The following is a 16,393-nucleotide window of genomic DNA, read 5'->3' as shown; positions in this document are numbered from 1 at the left end:
GTAAAACCTCATTTTATTAAAAAAGCATCTTTTTCTCAGAAAAGGATGCTTTTTCTTTATTTTACTGGCGTTAACTTAAATTTTAATGAAAAATATCCTCAGCAAATTCATAGAAATGAAGTAGTTTTATTATGAATATATACCTTCGTAAAAATAAACACGCAACCACAACCCTATAATTGCATCTTTATTATAAATATGTAAAAGAAATATGAAGAAGTTAATTTTAATATTATTGGTAATATGTTCAGCATGTAACATAGATGAACAAGATACCTCGGACCCTGTTTTTTGTACAACAGAAGCTAGACCTGGACTAGAAATTACTTTAAAAGATGATACTAATAGTGAAACTCTCTTAGGTATAGGAATTACTGTAGTGGTAAAAGATAATGATTATACCGAAACACTTCAGCGCTTGCCTGATTCTAATGTATTTGTAGGAGCTTATGAGCGAATTGGTACTTATGCTATAACCGTTAGTGGAGATGGTTATGAAACTTTTACTTCAACTATTCCGATTTTCGTAGATAAAGATATTTGTCATGTGATTACTGAAAGCCGAGAAATTATACTTCAATCGAATTAATAAAATAGTATAATAATTTGATAATATTTTAACAACTACTTTGTATTTAATGAGTTAGATTTGGAATTCACACAAAATCAACTCAAATATGAATACAATTCTACAATGCCTCAAAAGAGGTTTGTGTGTTTGTACAGTGGTTCTTACAACCTATTCTGTAACTTCTCAAACACAACAATTAAAGACTAGTGCTGATCCAAAACCTGTTAAAGGACATCATTTGTACAAACAAACAAAAATGTTTGATAGTAAGACAGGTTCTACAGACTCAAAAACACCCCTCGAGCAAAAAGGAGACAATGCTATTGAACGATCGGAGTTTGAGTTTACTCGTTTAAAAAACCCTTACACTGGAAAAATTCCTGATGGAATTAGAAAAGCAGAACTTCAATTCTCTGATAAAATCAGTGTTGGTGATGATTCGCAAAAATCACTTGCTGCAGCTCCAAAATCTGGAAAGATGGGTAGATTTTCTTCTTGGAAAAATAGAGGGCCATTTAATGTAGGTGGTAGAACTCGTGCTTTAGCTATTGATCGCACAAACGAAAATGTAATTCTTGCCGGAGGTGTTTCTGGAGGTCTTTGGAGATCTGAAAACGGAGGAGAGTCTTGGAGAAAAGTGACAAGGTCTTTTCAGAGTCCTAGTATTACGGCAATTGTACAAGACCCAAGACCAAGACATAGTTTTACCTGGTATTATGCATCAGGTGAACGTTCAGGTAATTCCGCAGGAGCAGGTGGTGCTTTTTATCAAGGGTCTGGGATTTATAAATCACGAAATGGTGGTCGCACATGGGAACTCCTTAGAGCTACAATAAATGAAGACGTTGGTGTTTTTTCAGTTGATGCTCCTTTTGATTTAATTAGTTCTATTGTCGTGGACCCTACCAATGGAGATGTTTATGCAGGAACAATAACTGGTGTTCAGAGATCTCAAGATGGAGGAAACTCATTTACAGAGGTGCTATCAGGTGGGTTCGATACTTTTGCAGAAGTCACAATTTCTTCTGCGGGTCAGTTATACGCAACTATGGATTCTGGTAGTACGCCAAATAATGGTTATTTTACCTCTTCAGATGGAGATACTTGGACAGAAATTACTCCAGATTTTTTACCAGAGGCATACGGTAGGTCTGTTATGGGTATAGATCCATCAAATGAAGATATTGTATATTTTTTCACCGCAAATCAAACTCAAGATATAGCTTCGCCAGCATTTTTACATAGATATAACGCATCCGGATCTGCAGAAGAACGTTGGACCGATCTTACAGCCAATCTTCCTGGGGATATTGGTTCAAGAGGTGGAACTTTTAATATTCAGGGAGGATATGATATGGTTGTGAAAGTAAGCCCTTCGGATTCTAATTTAGTATTTGTAGCAGGAACTAACTTATATAGATCTACAACAGGATTTACAACTCCAGCAGGAGCTGGAGATTGGATAGCAGGATATAGTTCTTCCACACCAGAGGCATTTAATCTGTATACTAATAATCATCCAGATCAGCACGCTTTATTATTTTATCCATCAAATCCAGATAGAGTGTTAACTGGACATGATGGGGGATTATCTGTAACTGAAGATATTACAGCTGTTAATCCAGGAGAACCAGTAACTTGGACTTCTTTAAGTAATGGATATTTAACTACACAGCCTTATCACGTGGCATTTGATCCAGAACCAAATACGGATGATTTAGTGGCTGGATTCCAAGATAATGGAACATGGTTTACGAATTCTACTGATTCTGATGCTATTTGGCAATCGGATTTTGGTGGGGATGGAGCTTATAGTGCAATTGCTGATAATGGAAGAACTCGTTATGTTTCTTCCCAAAGAGGTAATGTGTTTAGGTTTAATTTTGATGAAGAAGGAGTTTTTGAATCATTCTCTGCAGTAGAGCCGGCAGGTGCTGCTGGTTTTGCTTTTGTCAATCCATTTATTCTCGATCCGAATAATGATAACATTATGTATATGCCGGCAGGAAATACTATCTGGAGAAATAATGATTTAGATGGGCTGCCACTGTTTACAAACACAAACGCAACGGAGAACTGGGTGAATATTACAAGTTCATCAACACCTGATGGATCGACTATAAGTGCGTTAGAAGTTTCTAAATTTCCGGTAGCTAATAGATTGTATTATGGAACAAATTCTGGGATCGTATTTAGAATGGATAATGCCAATATAGATAATCAGCAAGCTGTGGACATCACCACAGGAAAAGGATTACCTGCAGGTTTTGTTAATGATATTAATATAGACCCGTCTAATGCTGATAGAGTGATTGTTACGTATTCTAACTATGGAATTCCCAGTGTCTTTGTTACAGAAGACGCAGGAGATACCTGGGCAAATGTCAGTGGTAATTTAGAAGAAAATGCGGATGGTACGGGTAATGGTCCTTCTGTTAGAAGTACAGCATTTTTAGGAGGTAGTACAGGTAGAATAGGTTCTAGGTTACAAAGGATATTTGCTGCGACAAGTACAGGTTTATATTCTACTAGAGGATTGAATGGACAAAATACGGTATGGAGAAAAGAGAATTTTGCTATTGGTAATGCAGTAACCGATGAGGTAGTTACTAGAAAAGATGGATTTATAGCAGTAGCTTCTCATGGAAATGGACTGTTTAGTGCTCGCTTCCCTATTAATGCAAACCCGCTGCCAGAATCTTCTTTAACTACGGCATTTTTATTAGATGATTTCGGAGTAGACGAAAATAGCGAAGAAACAGTAATCGATGTTACAGGTTTGTTTGTACAATCACAAGGATTACCAATCGATATTGAAGTGACAAATTCTAATGAGGAATTAGTAACCGCAGTGTTATCGGGTAATACGCTAACATTATCCTATACTCCTAATAGCGTTGGAGCGGTTTCTATTGGATTGATTGCTACTTCTGGAGAGGAACAAGTTTCTGAAGGTTTTACAGTTACCGTATCAGAACCATCAATCTATGAGCAAACGAACGCTCAAATAGGAACATTACCATCTCAGAATTTCTTGGATTTTGGAGGATTAGCACAATCAGCGGATGATTTTACGGTACCCGAAGGAAATACGTGGAATATTGATAGAGTACTAGCATTTGGAGGACTTCGAGGAACTCCTTCCTTTGATAGCGCAACAATAGTAATTTTTACGGATGATGAAGGGTTACCGGGAGATGAGATATATAATAGTGGTGGAATCACGCCAATATCAGAACTCGATAATTCAAATCTAAATATTCTTTTGCCAGAAATAGTAACTCTGAAGAGTGGTAAGTACTGGATCTCAGTATATGTGAACCTTGCTTTTAATCCTGATACAAACCAATGGTTTTGGGCTTCACAAGATAATGTTATAGGAGAGGAAACACAGTTTAAAGATGCGGCTAATATTTTTGGATTAGGAGCAACGGATTGGTCGACGGCTTCTTTAGCATTTGGAAGAGAGCCTTCAGATCAAATTTTTCAAATTTTCGGTGATATTATAGGCTCTGTAGAACCCATTAGTCCTCAAGCAGAAGTTCTATTAACTACATTAGATTTTGCAAAAGATATTGCTGTTTATCCTAATCCATCGAGTAATGAATTTTTCTTTAATCTTGGAGACACTATATCAAAATCAGGTAAAAAAGTAAATATTAATATTTTTAATAATACAGGTAACTTAATACATACGATGTCTGATATTAATTCTAATGCTAACATTACCTGGGATGCATCTAGTTTAGCATCTGGGTTATATTATGCAAAAATCTCAGGAACAAATATCAATACTGTCGTTAAATTACTAAAGAGATAGAATTATAATTAATTATGAAAAAGGAGTTGATTTAATTAACTCCTTTTTTTCTTTTAAAGAAATCATGAATAAATTAATGTATATAGGCTTGATTATAGTTTTGTTTTCTTGTAAATCAAATAGTATTGCCCAAGAAAAAGAAAAGGGTAATACAGAGAAACCAAAAATAGAGAAGCCAAAATTTGGGGATCAAAACGATAACCAAATAACTAAAACAAGTGTAACTTCCAATAATCAAATATCACCAAACACCCTACACCTTAAAGGAATTGTTCTCGAGATTTTTGAAAATAAGTCTATTTGTGGAACGTTATATGAGGTTACCGTAAGGATAAAAGTAAAAAGTGTTATCGGTTCAGGTTCTGGGATAGTCAATATGATCGAATCCGAACAAGAAGTTGTTTTTGGGCTTACAAAAAATCAATTAAGTGATTTAGAAACACTCCAACAAAAAACAGATGTAAATCAAGAAATTAATCTTGTGGCGCTAGAGGTTTTATGTCAAAACATGAACGAGACAGCTTACCAAATAATTAGTTTTACATCTAAAAATTAGTTCTTATTGTTGATTTCCGTAGGTGTTCACTAGCCAAACAATCAGAATAATTATGATAATAATAAGGAGACTAAAGAAAAATATTTTCCAAAAAGAATACGGTCTCTTTCCAGATATCTTTCCTGTTTGACCGTTAACAAAGAAGTTGTATTTTTTTCCATTATATTGATACGCACTGATGTAAACAGGAAGTAAGATATGTTTAAAAGTCTCTTCTGATAAACTCATATTTACAGAGTGTACTCGTTGTGTATCTCCACCAATATCGTGTCGTGCCCAAGAACGTGCAATTTGTTCAGCTTCTTGAGTAGAAGACAAATGACCATCTTTTAAGGGTATTGTATATTTTTCAGTAACAAAACCAGCTAAAAAACTAGTATTGAAGGATTCTAATGCCTGAAGATTCCAATGAGAAATTTTATTAGGGATAGGGTTTTTACGTTGATGCGAAGCTTTTATAAGGGTGTCATCAACAAAACCATTAACAGTGCCACTTGCAGAGGTCCATCTAGTTCTTCGTTCTTGCCTTGTTCTTTGTACCGATTTTCCATTAACGGTTGTAGTATAGGGAACACTTACATAGTAATAATCTCCTCGTTGCCCCGTGTAGGTAGCATATAACTGAGCATCAAATGTCCAATAAGGCAGATACAAGCCTTTGGTATGCTCTGGATCTAAAGCAGCTTTTTGAAGATTGTTAGGGGCAAACCATAATTCTTTTACCCATTTAGAAAATATCTGATGTGATTTGTTCTGATCAAATTGAAAAGGCAAAACGGCACCGGGAAGAATCCAATCTTCTTTGTAGGCATCCTCTACAATCAGAGGCATTGTGCAATATACACAGTGTAATGATTTATAATTTTCTTCAATATGCTGGTTTGCTCCACAATTCTTGCAATGGAGCATCATAATTTCTTCAGAATGAGAAAGAGATCCCATTTCATCGAGATAAGGTTTTAGTTCTAGTTCTTTAAAACCATCTTCGTGCTGTATAATAGTTTCCTCATGTCCACAATAATCACATGTAATCTGAGTAGTTCCAGGCTTATAGGTTAGCTCGGCGCCACAGTTAATACAAGATTTTTTTTGTTCAGAAAATGTTTTTTTTTCTTCTTCCATGTAGGAATTGTAATACTAAATTTTTATAAAATAATAATGTATGAAAAATCCAAAAACAAATAATTTGCAAGTCTAGGCTTGCCGAACACCAATCGATAGTGCGTTTTTAAAACTTCGACAAGTTCAGTTTGACAAAAGAAAGCTATTTTTGGACAGTTTCATTGTTGCTTAAGATATTTTAAGCTCCAGGTAACGGAGGAGGGGTGCTCCCACCTAAAAATGATTTTAACTCTTCTATATCTTTTATAGCTGTCCAATTAGCCATTCCTTGTTTCCAGACTAAAGAATCTTTATTTACAGTTCTATTGGCAAATAACGCTTTTAACTGATCGAATGATACAGGACCAGCTTGCTGACCATTAGAAGCATAGAAATACTGCACTTGTACTGGCATTGGAGGAGGAGCTACAGGAGAAGTTTGTTGAGGTTGTGCTTGTTGCTGAGTAGCCATAGGATTCATCATACCTCCCATTTGTTGAGCAAGTACAAAGCCCATTCCCATTCCCATTCCGGCTCCGGCAGTACCACCTTCATTGGCAGCGGCGGCTTCGATGGCCTTAGCCGTTTTAAACTTGGTTAATTTATCAAGATCAAGTTTATCAATTCTACTATATTCGAAGATTTCTTTCTTCAAATCTTCTGGCATTGAAACATTTTCAATAAAGAATTTTTCTAAAGAGATACCTACAGAATTAAATTCAGGCTGCATTACCTCCTTACAAGTTTCGGATAATTCTGTAGTATTAGCAGCATATAATTCAATGGGAAAGTTGGCTTCTCCTACAGTATCTGTAAAACGAGTAGAAATTAAACTTTTAAGATGTTCGTTAATCTCAAAATTGGTAAAATTAGCATCCGTACCTACGATATCAACAATAAATTTTCCAGGATCATTAATTTTAAATGCGTAACTTCCGAATGCTCTTATTTCTACAAGACCAAAACGATCATCATTTAATGTTATTGGATTTTTTGTACCCCATTTTTCATTTGTAAAGAGACGCGTATTTACAAAGTACACTTCTGCTTTAAAAGGACTGTTAAATCCATATTTCCAACCTTTTAAAGTTGTTAAAACTGGTAAATTTTGAGTGTTTAATGTGTATGTTCCAGGTTCAAATACATCAGCTAATTGACCTTCATTAATAAAAACAGCCGTTTGGCCTTCTCTAACTATTAATTGAGCACCGTTTTTTATTTCGTTTTGATAACGTTCGAATCTATGTACAATGGTATCTTGTGTATTGTCTAACCATTCTATAATATCTATAAATTCATTACTAAGTTTCTTTTTTATTTCGTCAAAAATTCCCATCGGTGAGTTGATTTATAATTCGTGTTCTAAAACTACGAAATAGGACGCTTGTGTAAAAATTTAATTTGATTTAATTCTAAAAGTAGCGACCCCATTATGTTTAATATAATAGGGTCGCATAGTACAAATGAAGGTGGATATTAATTATTGTTATGTTAGTCTAAATTATAATATGATTGAACATCCTCATAACTACTAAAATTAAAACCACTAATATCGGTTCCTTCAATAAGAACAAATCTAAAGTCTAGCGTTTGATCAAAAGTAGAGGTTAATATAATTTTACCAACTTCGATTCTATCGATATCAAGAAGAGTATTTTCATTGATTACTACAGGTAAAGTTTCCCAGAATGAATTTCCGTTTACGGTTGTATACCCAAATACAAATCCATTATCATATATTTCTTGAGTTAGCTCTGGAACTAAGATTTCATTTTGGCCAATAGCTACAGTATATGCATCTACTGATACAGAAACTACATTGGCATTTCCATCTTGGCCTGATGGTCCTTGTGGACCAATTGCTCCATCAAGTCCGTTGGCTCCATCTTCGCCATCACAAGAGGTTAATACTAAGGCAAAGGCCATCATTACATACGTTAAAAATTTCATTGTTGTTTTCATCATTTTAAGTTTTGTTATTTAAAACTTAGTGTCAGTGAAAACAAAAAGGTAAACATGGATAATAAAAAACTTGAAGTTTATGTATGTTTCTAATAAACAAAAGAGCATATGTTTATACTAAATACCTTTAGGAATAGCATCAATTAATTTTTGGGTATATTCTTTTTTTGGATTTTCGTAGATAAGGTCTGCATCTCCTTGTTCTTCTATCTTACCTTGGTTCATAACTAATAACTGATCAGACATATATTTTACCACAGCCAAATCATGGGATATAAAAATATAGGTAAATCCAAATTTTTCTTTTAGTTCGTTTAATAAATTCAGTACTTGTGCCTGAACGGATATATCTAGAGCACTAACAGATTCATCACAGATTATTAATTTAGGTTGGAGCGCTATGGTTCTTGCAATTCCGATTCGCTGACGCTGCCCTCCACTAAACTCATGCGGATATCGGTTAAAATATATAGGATCTAATCCTACTCTTTCTAACAAGCCAATAGTTTTTTCTTTTCTTTTTTTATCATTAGAATAAAGATTATGAGCTTTCATAGGTTCCATAATTGCTTTACCGATAGTTAAACGAGGATTTAATGAAGCAAATGGATCTTGAAATATTAACTGAATCTCTTTTCTTAAACTTCTTATTTCTGAGGAAGAAATTTTTGTAATATCTTGACCCTTATATAAAATTTCGCCACTATTGGCTTTGTCTAATTGTAGAATTGTATTTCCTAAAGTAGATTTACCACATCCAGACTCTCCAACAAGACCCAAAGTTTCACCTTCGTATAATTTGAAGCTGACTCCATCAACTGCTTTAAATTCCTTTTTACCAAACAAACCCACCTTAGAAAAAAAGGTTTTTTCTACATTTTTCACTTCTAATAGAGGGGGTTTGCTGTATAATTCGTTGTGATGTTGTGTTCGTTGTGTTTTAGTAATAATCTCTCTTTCTTCTGTCTGATCGGTAAGGTAATCTTCTATGGTCGGTAAATTTTTAAATCTAACGTCAAGTGATGGCCTGGCATGAATTAATGCTTTGGTGTATTCTTTCTGAGCGCTATTAAAGATTTCTGATGTAGTCCCATATTCTACCATTTTACCTTGATAAACCACCAGAACCTTATCTGCGATTTCTGAAACTAATGAAAGATCGTGAGAAATAAAGAGAATACTCATTTCATATTCTTTCTGTAGATCTTTTAGTAGACTTATGATTTCTTTCTGAACAGTAACATCTAAAGCCGTTGTGGGTTCATCAGCAATAAGTAATTTAGGCTTACATGCAATGGCCATAGCAATCATTATGCGTTGTTTTTGTCCACCACTTAGTTGATGAGGATAAGAATTATATGCGCGAATACCGTCAGGGAGTTTTACTTTTTCAAACAAAGAGAGTACTTCTTCCTTGGCTTTAGACTTTGACAAATCAGTGTGTTGTAATAATATTTCTATAACCTGTTTACCACACTTCATAGATGGATTAAGAGAGCTCATGGGTTCCTGAAAAATCATAGCGATTTCATTACCTCGGATAGATCGTAATGTTTTATCATCTAAATCAATTAGAGAATGATTATCATACAGGATTTGCCCAGAAATTTTTGCGATACGAGTAGGAAGTAATCCCATAATGGCAAGAGAAGTTACTGATTTTCCACTTCCGGATTCTCCTACAACCCCTAAGATTTCATTATAATTAATATCAAATGAAATATCATGTAATACTTGCATTTCTTTTTCATCAGAGATAAAAGAGACGTTTATATTTTTAACAGAAAGTAAGGCATCATTATCCATAGAATCAAAACTAAGTAAATTTAGCCAATTCCACCCAAAGAAATGAAATGTAGTGAGGTAGTACCCAAGCTTTCTTTTAAAGGCTGTTTTGGTGTGATATTTGCTATATTTACGTTTCAATGAATACTATGAAGCTTACCAAACTCTCCCTTAGAACGAGAATTTTTATTTCCATGACCGTATTAGTTTTGTTAGCTTCTGTCTTGGTTGCCGCAATTACTGTATATCAATACAAAGAAGAGGCAGAAGATTATCATCGAGAGCGATTAGAGAGGAAAGAAGAGCGAATTAAAATAGCTATTAACAATGCATTAGGAAGTACCACGTATCCAGTCACTGAGGAGAATGTTGCTTTGATTTTTAGAGAGAAAAAAAGAATTTCTCAAATTTCTCAGGAACATACATTACCAGTGAATATTTATAGTTTATCCGGAAAATTACTTGTTAAATCAGAGGAAACTTTTGTGAATGATACTACTGATAAACAGTTAAGTCAACCTATTATAGATACTTTAGGTAGTGGATATGACAAACGATACTTGGGAGTTTCTGAGAAAAATGGAGAACACTTTTTATCTTCATACACATATATTAAGGATTATAAATCAAAACCACTAGCAATACTTAACTTACCATATTTGGAAGATGATAATTTCTTTTCCAGAGAATTATGGGAGTCTTTAAAGAGGCTTGGTCAAGTATATTTGCTGATGTTGTTAATCGCTATAGTGTTAGCATATTTTTTGTCAAAATATATCACACGATCTCTTAAAACAATCTCAGATACGATAGATCAGACTCGTTTAGATAAACGTAATAAAAGAATTAGGATTGGAGATTCTAGTGATGAGATTTATTCGTTGGTAAACGCATATAACAGTATGATCGATGAGTTAGAAGAAAGTGCTGCGATGCTGGCTAAAAGTGAGCGTGAAGCAGCTTGGAGAGAAATGGCAAAGCAGGTTGCGCATGAAATTAAAAATCCACTGACTCCGATGAGATTAACGGTTCAGAGTTTCGAACGGAAGTTTGACCCTAACGATCCTATTATTGAACAAAAAGTAAAAGAGTACAGTGATACATTGATCCAGCAGATTGACACTATGAGCTCAATTGCCTCTGCTTTTTCTAATTTTGCGCAGATGCCAGCACAGAAAAGTGAAACATTAAATGTTGTGAAAATTGTAGGATTAGCACTCGATATTTTCAATGAAGATTATATTGTTTTCCCTTCAGAAAAAGAGGAGATTATTGCTAAATTTGATAGGACACAATTAATAAGGGTGGTAACCAATTTGGTTAAGAATGCGATACAAGCCATATCAGAAGATCAAACACCTAAAATTATGGTAAATGTCTTTGCGGAAATGGAAAATGTCGTTATTACTGTAGCAGATAATGGGGTTGGTATAAATGAGGAAAATAAAAAAAAGATTTTTGAACCAAAATTTACTACAAAGAGCAGTGGTATGGGGTTAGGGTTAGGTATGGTAAAAAATATTGTGGAAACCTATAACGGAAGTATTACCTTTACATCTCAGGAGGGAAAAGGAACCGTTTTTAAGGTGAAATTCCCAAAAGAACAGCAAATACTTTAAACTATGAAAGAATATAAATTAGAATCGTTGATTTATTATTAAAAACTAACGTTGGATAAAGAACATATCTTAAAATCTTCTGCTAAAGATATTCAGGAAAAACTTGATTTTTATGCCAAAGATGCATGGAGATTAGTATCTACGGATGTCGAGGATTTTGGTATGGGAATGTATTTCTATTTATATTTCGAAAGGGATTTAAAATAACAAACAAATAATATAGAAAATGTATAGTAATATTCTTACATCTCATACTGGTGGTATAACAACTATTACCATCAATCGTCCTTCAAAATTAAATGCACTTAATAAGGAAACCATTCAGGAGCTTCATAATGCTTTTGATGTAGCAAATAAGGATCCTCAGTCTAAGGTGATTATTGTAACAGGGAGCGGAGAGAAGGCTTTTGTAGCTGGAGCTGATATTAGCGAATTTGCTAATTTTTCTGTCGATCAAGGAGGTCAACTTGCTGCAAAAGGACAGGAATTACTTTTTGATTTTGTGGCTAATTTATCTACACCCGTAATTGCTGCGGTTAATGGTTTTGCATTAGGTGGTGGATTAGAGCTAGCTATGGCAGCACACTTTAGAGTAGCGAGTGATAATGCCAAAATGGGATTACCAGAAGTGTCTCTGGGTGTAATTCCTGGATATGGTGGTACACAACGTTTACCACAGTTAGTAGGCAAAGGTAGAGCTATGGAAATGATAATGACAGCAGGAATGATTGACGCCAATCAAGCGTTGAATTACGGCTTAGTGAATCACGTAGTTTCACAAGAAGAGTTATTGCCATTGGTAGAAAAACTAGCTAGTAGAATCATGAGGAATTCCTCAGTAGCTATTGGAGCTGCTATTAGTGCTATTAATGCGGCCTATGAAGATGGTGTCAATGGTTTTAAAACAGAAATTACAGAATTCGGTAATTGTTTTGGAACTAAAGATTTTAAAGAAGGAACTACTGCATTTTTAGAAAAAAGAAAGGCTGATTTTCCTGGAAAGTAACAGGGAGTTCGTGTAAGATATAGACCTGTTGGGAGTTATAAACCTAACAGGTCGACTTATTTATAGTTATCTGTAAAAATTCATTTCATCAATATATTCCCATACCTCTTTTGGGAGTAAGGGTTTAATATTTTTATCTTCAGGGATAGCTTTTCTTATAAAAGTCGAAGATATTTCCATGATTGGAGCGTTTACGCTATGAATTTTTGGATGATTCTTAAATTGATGTTCGGTTACTCCTTCAGAAACCCTTGGATATACATAGACATGGTGATTTTCTAGTATAGCTTCATAATTTTTCCATTTATGGAAACTTTTTAAATTATCTTCACCCATAATCAAATTAAACTGATAATCAGGCTGTTTTTCTTGTAGATAAACTAATGTATTTACTGTGTAATTTGGTTGTGGTAGTTTGAATTCTATATCGCTTGGTTTTAGTTTAGGATAGGATTCTGTGGCGCGATATACCATTTCCAGACGGTGCATATTATCCAATAAAGAACTTTTCTTTTTAAACGGATTATGCGGAGTTACTACCATCCAGATTTCATCTAGATCAGAATATTCTGCCATATGATTCGCAATAGCCAAATGACCTATATGAATAGGATTAAATGTTCCGAAATATAAACCTATTTTCCTCATAAGATACAGGGTTAGTCTACAATAAATTTCTTGACTAATTGAAGCACTTCTGCCTTTGCTTTTTCTAGATCGTCATTAGTTATGATAGCATCAAATTGTGGAGCCGTTGCTAGCTCTGTAGAGGCTTTAGCAACTCGCATATTGATTTTATCTTCAGACTCAGTTTTACGTTTCTTTAATCGGATTTTTAATTCTTCGATACTTGGTGGTTTTACAAAAATAGCAAGTGTTCTATCCGGATAGATTCTTTTAATATCGAGTCCACCAACAACATCAATATCAAAAATTACGTGCTTTCCTTTATCCCAAATACGTTGTACCTCTGTTTTCAGTGTTCCATAAAAATTATCACGGTATACTTCTTCCCACTCCAGAAATTCATCTGCTTTGATCTTATCCTTGAACTCTCTAAGTGACAGGAAATAATAATCCTTTCCATGTACTTCCCCTCCACGAGGTTCTCTAGAAGCAGCAGATATAGAGAAATCTAAATTCAATTTCTCGTTGTGTAATAAATATTTAACTAAAGTAGTTTTTCCACTGCCGGATGGTGCAGACAATACGATAAGTTTTCCTGTGTTCATAATATCTCCTAGTTTCGCAACTATACAGTTTCTATGTTATAAAATATTAAGTAACTGCTCTTTGATCTTCTCTAATTCATCTTTCATCTGAACTACTAATTGTTGCATAGGTGCGTAATTAGATTTACTACCTATTGTATTAATCTCACGACCAATTTCTTGTGTGATGAAACCTAATTTTTTACCATTAGAGTCTTTAGAATTAAGCGTAGTTGTAAAATATTCTACGTGATTCGCAAGCCTTACTTTTTCCTCTGTAATATCAAATTTTTCTAGATAGTATACCAATTCTTGTTCAAACCGGTTTTCATCCACTTGCTCTTTTAATTCAGAAACGGCTTTATGTAATCTTTCTCGAACAACCTCAATACGTTCCGGATCAATTTCAATAACTTTCTCTAATAAATCGCTAATATTTTTAATTCGAGTGATAAAGTCTTTTTCCAAAGCTTTTCCTTCATCAAGTCTATAGTTTTCGATAGCTTCCAGAGCTTCAGTTAGACCACCTTTTATTGCTTCAAATTCTGTTTCGTCAACCTCCGCTCGTTCAGTTTTTAAAGCATCTGGCATACGAACAGCCATTTTTATCAACTCCAACTCCTCTTGTTTTGCATATTGGGATATGGAGCCTAATTGCTTCATATAATCTTTTACAATAGATTCGTTGATTTTTGTCGAGTTTTCTTCTGCAGTAACTTCTACATATAAACCGAAATCTACTTTTCCTCTTTCTAGAGTTTTGGCAATGGTTTTACGCATCTCTAATTCCTTTTCGCGGTATTGAGATGGAATTCTTGCGTTAAGGTCTAAGTTTTTGCTATTTAAGGATTTTACCTCAATAGTGATTTTCTTTGTAGGAAGCTGAAGGATTGACTTCCCAAAACCTGTCATGGATTTGATCATATGCTTATATCAGTACTCGATTAAAAAATTACACGAAGATACATAAAAGTAGTGAGGTGAAGCTCTTGAGAATGATTTTAGGTGTGATCTAGATGGTTTTAATTATTTTACCTCTCTAGACATGACGATTTTGTTAATGTAGTAATTAAGAAGTAATAGTTCAATATGTTCTTAGTTAATAAATAATGGAGGGTTAGAAAAAACACAATTTTTTTAGAAATTTAGATTGTTTCAGATCTTTATTTATATGATAAAAAATCAATTTTGTTAAAATAAAGCCATAAGAAGGTAATATATAGTGTTGTTTATAAAGTTGTTATCCTTATTTTTAAAGTCAACTTAAATTACACAAACTTATGAAAACTTTAAAATTTGCTTTATTAATTCTTTTGGCTATTAGCATAGTTCAATGTACAAACGATGTGGACAACGATGTTCCTAAGGAAACTATTTTAAGCCAACAAAAGATACCTGCTGAGGTTTTGTCAAAACTGGAAAGTATGGGGTTTGATATTAAAGAAACATCAATTATATCTTCTAAAGGAGGGTATATTGTAGATGGGGATATTTTTATTACTGATGAAACATTAAAAAAAGATGATTTTCAAAAACAAGCTTTTTTTGGAATTGTGAACTGTAATAGAGTCGGGAATATTCGTATTCAGAATAATCTGGGAAATAATGCTGCTGGAAGAGGTTTTCAGAGAGGCATCAATTTATGGAATAGGCTTAACAATACAACGTTAAACCTGATTCCAGTGACTAACAATCCAGATATTATCGTGAGATTAGCAGGACCAGGTGAAATTGGTGGTTGGGGCCTAGGAGAGTTTCCTACTAATGGAAGAGAAGGCGGTCGAATTATCTTAAATCTTAATGAGCCTAGTATCGATGGAGATGCCGTAACTGCTAGAGAATGGGGGAATATATTGGCCCATGAAATTGGACATAATATAGGGTTTGTTCATGCAGAACAAGACCTATTAGGAACGCTTGTTCCTGGAACACCAGTTGGTGATCCTAATTCAATTATGACTTCTGGTTCAAACCCTAGTGTGGTGTTTAATGCAAGACGAGTATCTAATAATGATGCTAGAGCAGTAAGACGTATGTATAGTAATAGAAATAATAGATTGTGTCGATAGAAATAGATTAAATTATTGAAGCTTTATAAACTGCCTTTTTACAGAAGGCAGTTTTTTTATCATGTATTTCAAAAGTGTAATGATATGATTCTAGAGAGATAAAATCGGTATAATGTTCTTCTCTTAATTATCAGAAACTTCTCTAGACATTATAATTTTATCAAGGAATACTTCGTTTTCCAGAAAGAAGTTAGGGATAATTCCTGATTGTTGGAAATTCATTTTTTTATATAAAGCAACTCCCGATGCATTATTGGCATATACTTCTAGCCAGATTGTTTTCAAAATTTGATTTTCTCGTGCCCAGTCGATACTATTTTGCAGTAATAAAGTTCCAATACCTCTATTTTGCCATTGCGTGTGAATTCCCATTCCAATAACGGCTGTATGTTGCATCTTTTTTCTCCAACTTCCAGTAAGATCAATATTTCCAATAATCTTGTCTTTAGAAACGGCCACCAGAATAATACTGTTGTTTTCCGATTGATACCGTTCGATCATATCTCTTTCTTGATTAATATCGTTTGGGTATTCATTTGCAAACAAGGGTAAACTTTCGGTATTTTTTAGATATGCTAGTTTGAGCTTTACTAGTTTTTCGGCATCATCAGATACGGCTTGCCTGATAGTGATAGACTGCCCATTCTTAGCTTTATATGTTTTTGTAAGGAAACTCAACTCTAGAATTCAAAA

At 34.1% G+C, this 16,393-nt stretch carries 15 protein-coding genes; 7 read left to right on the top strand and 8 right to left on the bottom strand.

Features of this window, described 5'->3' with window-relative positions; all coding sequences use genetic code 11:
- The first annotated feature begins 211 nt into the window (after positions 1-211).
- From Q0921_RS16950 to Q0921_RS16940, 3 genes are all read left to right on the top strand, one after another.
- On the top strand, positions 212-589 hold the full coding sequence (locus Q0921_RS16950; protein ID WP_299258949.1) for a hypothetical protein: 378 nt from the start codon (positions 212-214) through the stop codon (positions 587-589).
- 88 nt (positions 590-677) lie between these two features.
- Entirely contained in the window at positions 678-4,391 is a 3,714-nt protein-coding gene (locus Q0921_RS16945) for a T9SS type A sorting domain-containing protein (protein WP_299258947.1), read from the top strand.
- Positions 4,392-4,455: 64 nt separating this feature from the next.
- On the top strand, positions 4,456-4,947 hold the full coding sequence (locus Q0921_RS16940) for a hypothetical protein (RefSeq protein WP_299258945.1): 492 nt from the start codon (positions 4,456-4,458) through the stop codon (positions 4,945-4,947).
- A 3-nt stretch (positions 4,948-4,950) separates the two neighbouring features.
- Here Q0921_RS16940 and Q0921_RS16935 read toward each other — a convergent pair whose 3' ends face one another.
- From Q0921_RS16935 to Q0921_RS16920, 4 genes are all read right to left on the bottom strand, one after another.
- A complete protein-coding gene (locus tag Q0921_RS16935) occupies positions 4,951-6,069 on the bottom strand; it encodes a DNA helicase PriA (protein WP_299258944.1) in 1,119 nt (372 codons plus the stop codon).
- A 178-nt stretch (positions 6,070-6,247) separates the two neighbouring features.
- Positions 6,248-7,384 (bottom strand): SPFH domain-containing protein, encoded by a 1,137-nt coding sequence (locus Q0921_RS16930; RefSeq protein ID WP_299258942.1) that lies wholly within the window; start codon positions 7,382-7,384, stop codon positions 6,248-6,250.
- A 155-nt stretch (positions 7,385-7,539) separates the two neighbouring features.
- Positions 7,540-8,010: a hypothetical protein gene (locus Q0921_RS16925; protein ID WP_299258940.1), complete on the bottom strand. Its 471-nt coding sequence runs from the start codon at positions 8,008-8,010 to the stop codon at positions 7,540-7,542.
- A 117-nt stretch (positions 8,011-8,127) separates the two neighbouring features.
- Positions 8,128-9,816, bottom strand: a complete 1,689-nt coding sequence (locus Q0921_RS16920) for an ABC transporter ATP-binding protein (protein WP_299259139.1) — start codon at positions 9,814-9,816, stop codon at positions 8,128-8,130.
- Positions 9,817-9,944: 128 nt separating this feature from the next.
- Between Q0921_RS16920 and Q0921_RS16915 the strand changes: the two genes are divergently transcribed.
- From Q0921_RS16915 to Q0921_RS16905, 3 genes are read left to right on the top strand one after another with little or no spacing between them, the layout of a single operon-like run.
- On the top strand, positions 9,945-11,414 hold the full coding sequence (locus Q0921_RS16915) for a PAS domain-containing sensor histidine kinase (RefSeq protein WP_299258938.1): 1,470 nt from the start codon (positions 9,945-9,947) through the stop codon (positions 11,412-11,414).
- A gap of 51 nt (positions 11,415-11,465) precedes the next feature.
- The gene (locus tag Q0921_RS16910) at positions 11,466-11,621 is read left to right on the top strand and encodes a DUF4177 domain-containing protein (protein ID WP_299258936.1); all 156 of its coding nucleotides are present in this window, start codon (positions 11,466-11,468) and stop codon (positions 11,619-11,621) included.
- A gap of 19 nt (positions 11,622-11,640) precedes the next feature.
- Positions 11,641-12,420 (top strand): enoyl-CoA hydratase-related protein, encoded by a 780-nt coding sequence (locus Q0921_RS16905; RefSeq protein WP_299258933.1) that lies wholly within the window; start codon positions 11,641-11,643, stop codon positions 12,418-12,420.
- Positions 12,421-12,486: 66 nt separating this feature from the next.
- Here the strand turns inward: Q0921_RS16905 and nadD are convergent, their stop codons facing one another.
- Genes nadD through Q0921_RS16890 form a run of 3 tightly spaced genes read right to left on the bottom strand, consistent with a single transcriptional unit; the run spans position 12,487 to position 14,555 of the window.
- Positions 12,487-13,068 (bottom strand): nicotinate (nicotinamide) nucleotide adenylyltransferase, encoded by a 582-nt coding sequence (gene nadD / locus Q0921_RS16900; RefSeq protein WP_299258931.1) that lies wholly within the window; start codon positions 13,066-13,068, stop codon positions 12,487-12,489.
- A gap of 11 nt (positions 13,069-13,079) precedes the next feature.
- Entirely contained in the window at positions 13,080-13,652 is a 573-nt protein-coding gene (gene gmk / locus Q0921_RS16895) for a guanylate kinase (RefSeq protein WP_299258929.1), read from the bottom strand.
- A 36-nt stretch (positions 13,653-13,688) separates the two neighbouring features.
- Positions 13,689-14,555 carry a YicC/YloC family endoribonuclease gene (locus tag Q0921_RS16890; protein WP_299258928.1) on the bottom strand — a complete coding sequence of 289 codons (867 nt, stop codon included), beginning with the start codon at positions 14,553-14,555 and terminating at the stop codon, positions 13,689-13,691.
- Between the two features lie 356 nt (positions 14,556-14,911).
- Here Q0921_RS16890 and Q0921_RS16885 point away from each other — a divergent pair, with 356 nt between their 5' ends.
- Positions 14,912-15,700 (top strand): reprolysin-like metallopeptidase, encoded by a 789-nt coding sequence (locus tag Q0921_RS16885; protein ID WP_299258927.1) that lies wholly within the window; start codon positions 14,912-14,914, stop codon positions 15,698-15,700.
- Between the two features lie 123 nt (positions 15,701-15,823).
- On the opposite strand, the gene Q0921_RS16880 is transcribed toward Q0921_RS16885, so the two are convergent.
- Positions 15,824-16,378: a GNAT family N-acetyltransferase gene (locus Q0921_RS16880; RefSeq protein WP_299258925.1), complete on the bottom strand. Its 555-nt coding sequence runs from the start codon at positions 16,376-16,378 to the stop codon at positions 15,824-15,826.
- Between the last annotated feature and the right edge of the window lie 15 nt (positions 16,379-16,393).

This window comes from uncultured Aquimarina sp. (assembly GCF_947496855.1).
Classification (GTDB): Bacteria; Bacteroidota; Bacteroidia; order Flavobacteriales; family Flavobacteriaceae; genus Aquimarina.
This window is presented reverse-complemented; position numbering and strand designations above follow the sequence as displayed.

Bases quoted from the DNA above. Each gene is read 5' to 3' on its own strand.
- Q0921_RS16940 (WP_299258945.1), top strand. From the start codon at position 4,456: ATGAATAAATTAATGTATATAGGCTTGATTATAGTTTTGTTTTCTTGT.
- nadD (WP_299258931.1), bottom strand. From the start codon at position 13,068: ATGAGGAAAATAGGTTTATATTTCGGAACATTTAATCCTATTCATATA.
- Q0921_RS16915 (WP_299258938.1), top strand. From the start codon at position 9,945: ATGAAGCTTACCAAACTCTCCCTTAGAACGAGAATTTTTATTTCCATG.
- Q0921_RS16885 (WP_299258927.1), top strand. From the start codon at position 14,912: ATGAAAACTTTAAAATTTGCTTTATTAATTCTTTTGGCTATTAGCATA.
- Q0921_RS16930 (WP_299258942.1), bottom strand. From the start codon at position 7,384: ATGGGAATTTTTGACGAAATAAAAAAGAAACTTAGTAATGAATTTATA.
- Q0921_RS16905 (WP_299258933.1), top strand. From the start codon at position 11,641: ATGTATAGTAATATTCTTACATCTCATACTGGTGGTATAACAACTATT.
- Q0921_RS16950 (WP_299258949.1), top strand. From the start codon at position 212: ATGAAGAAGTTAATTTTAATATTATTGGTAATATGTTCAGCATGTAAC.
- Q0921_RS16925 (WP_299258940.1), bottom strand. From the start codon at position 8,010: ATGAAAACAACAATGAAATTTTTAACGTATGTAATGATGGCCTTTGCC.
- Q0921_RS16935 (WP_299258944.1), bottom strand. From the start codon at position 6,069: ATGGAAGAAGAAAAAAAAACATTTTCTGAACAAAAAAAATCTTGTATT.
- gmk (WP_299258929.1), bottom strand. From the start codon at position 13,652: ATGAACACAGGAAAACTTATCGTATTGTCTGCACCATCCGGCAGTGGA.
- Q0921_RS16945 (WP_299258947.1), top strand. From the start codon at position 678: ATGAATACAATTCTACAATGCCTCAAAAGAGGTTTGTGTGTTTGTACA.
- Q0921_RS16890 (WP_299258928.1), bottom strand. From the start codon at position 14,555: ATGATCAAATCCATGACAGGTTTTGGGAAGTCAATCCTTCAGCTTCCT.
- Q0921_RS16920 (WP_299259139.1), bottom strand. From the start codon at position 9,816: ATGGATAATGATGCCTTACTTTCTGTTAAAAATATAAACGTCTCTTTT.